3 protein-coding genes are annotated in these 2,279 nt (G+C 74.2%); 2 read left to right on the forward strand and 1 reads right to left on the reverse strand.

Annotation, left to right across the window (positions count from 1 at the left end):
* On the reverse strand, positions 1-750 hold a 750-nt coding region (locus AC0CYZ_RS12150; protein ID WP_472215622.1), incomplete at its 3' end, for a VOC family protein.
* A gap of 139 nt (positions 751-889) precedes the next feature.
* Between AC0CYZ_RS12150 and AC0CYZ_RS12155 the strand changes: the two genes are divergently transcribed.
* Positions 890-1,840 (forward strand): AraC-like ligand-binding domain-containing protein, encoded by a 951-nt coding sequence (locus AC0CYZ_RS12155; RefSeq protein ID WP_472215624.1) that lies wholly within the window; start codon positions 890-892, stop codon positions 1,838-1,840.
* Positions 1,837-2,279 (forward strand): alpha/beta hydrolase (locus AC0CYZ_RS12160; protein WP_472215626.1); only part of this gene is annotated, 443 nt, incomplete at its 3' end. The genes AC0CYZ_RS12155 and AC0CYZ_RS12160, both read left to right, overlap by 4 nt.

Below are 2,279 nucleotides of genomic sequence, written 5' to 3' on the forward strand. Positions count from 1 at the left end.
GGAGATGTCGGTGTAGCCGTTGCCCTCGATCTCGAACTTGAGCTCGTCCTGGTTCTCGAGGGACTCGAGGTTCCACGCGACGTGGTGGAAGGTCCCCGCGCCGTAGCGCCAGGTGCACTGGTCGTCGGCGGTGTCGGCGACGAGCTCGACGTGGTTGCCCAGCGGGTCGTCCCCGACATGGAAGCCGGCGCGGTCTCCGTCCTCGACCACCTTGCCCTGGGAGTGGAAGACCTCCTCGGCGAACTCGACCATCCGCTCCGGCGTCGCGACGTGCACGCCCACCCCGTGGATGCCGTGGATCGCGCACTCCGGGGGGACCCCCTGCCCGGCGAACCCCTCGCGCGGGTCGGCGTCGTTGCCGACCATCGCGTACTCGATGCCGCTCGGGTGGCGGAAGTGCAGGCGCCGGCGGTCGAACACCTCGGCGTCGCTGACCTCGACGTCGTGCTCGGTCAGGCGGCGCGACCAGAAGTCCAGCGAGTCGGCGGGCACCGAGAGCAGGACCTCGCGGGCCTGGTTCGTGCCGCGCCGCCCGACGAGGCCGACCTGGCGCCACGGGAACGTCGTGAGCACCGCCGAGGGGTCGCCGGCCGCGTTCGAGTAGTAGAGGTGGTAGATCGGCAGGGAGCCGTCGAAGAGCACGGTGCGCTTGATGAAGCGCATGCCCAGGACGCCGACGTGGAAGTCGACGTCCTCCTGGGCGCCACCCACCGAGAGCGTGATGTGGTGGGAACCGCGGATGTGGGACACCGGGGACCTCCTCGTCCGGAGTGTGGATCGACCCCGACGCTAGGTGTGGCCCACGTCTCCCGGCTCTCGTTACAGTGCACGGACATCTCCGCCCGCTGCACGCCCGGCGGGCCGGGGCCGTCCGGTGGGAGGTGCACCGGTGGACGACGAGGTCCGCGACGTGGACGCCTGGCAGGGCGCCGTCACCGGGGCGCTGCTGCGCTTCGACGTCGAGTGCTCCCGCCCCGAGCGGTTCCGCGGCACCATCCGCCGCCGACGGCTGGGGGAGACGTCGCTGATCGCGATGACCTCCCGGCCCCACCGTGCGGTCCGCGACGCCGAGCACATCGACGACCACCCGGCCGACTACCTGCTCTCCCTGCAGCTCGAGGGAACCGCGCAGTTCCGCCAGGACGGCCGCCTCGCCCGGGTCGGGCCCGGTGACCTGGTCTTCTACGACTCCAGCCGGCCCGTGGAGATCGTCAGCGGGGAGGGCTACCGCAGCCTCTGCTTCCGGTTCCCGACGGCGGGTGCGGGCGCCCACCGCCGCGCCGGGGAGCTGACCGCGACGACCCTCGACGCCGCCCGCGGGCTCACCCCCGCCGTGGCCGGACTCCTCTCCGGCCTGAGCACGAGCCTCGAGCAGCCCGGCGCGGTGACCCGCCGCGGCGCCGTGGTGGCCACCGTCGGCCACGCCACCGAGCTGGTCCGCACGCTGTTCGACGACGAGCTCGCGCGGCGCGGACTGCTCGAGGTCCCGGACGCGCACGAGGAGCTGCGCACCCGCATCGACCGCCACATCGACGAGCACCTCGCCGACCCCGACCTCTCGCCGCGGACGGTGGCGGCCGCGATGTTCGTCTCCACCCGCCACCTGCACGCGCTGTTCGCCGAGGACGGGCGCACCGTCGGGAGGACCATCCGGGAGCGTCGCCTCCAGCGCTGCCTGGACGACCTCGCCGACCCGGCCCAGGCGGCCACCCCGGTCTCGGCGATCGCGCTGCGGTGGGGGTTCCCCAACGCGACCCGCTTCGGTCAGCTGGTCAAGCAGGCCACCGGCCGGACGCCCGTGGCCCACCGCCGCGCGGTCCTCGGGCGGGGTGTCGGGTGAAGACGGCCCTGCACGCGGCGGGGGTGGTGGTCGACGTCCGGGGCGAGCCGATCGGGAGCCGGGCGCTCACCGTGGTGCTGCTGCACGGTCGCGACCAGGACCCGGCCTGGATCTACGACCACGTGCTCGACCGCCTCACCGAGCACCTCCCGGGGGTGCCGATCACGTGGGCCGCACCCGCGGCGCCCGGGCGGTCCTGGTACGCCGGGCGCGTGCACGACGCCCTCGACCGCACCGCGGCCGAGCGGGACCGCGCCGCCGACGTCATCGACGGGCTCGTCGATCTCCTCGCACCCGGCCGGCACACCCCGGTCGTGCTCGCCGGGTTCTCCCAGGGGGCGTGCCTGGTCGCCGACCAGCTGCTGCGCGGGCGGCGGCGGTGGGCGGGAGCGGTGGTCTGGACCGGCGCCGCGTTCGGTCCGGTGAGCACGCCGTGGCC

Source organism: Actinomycetospora sp. (genome assembly GCF_055612215.1).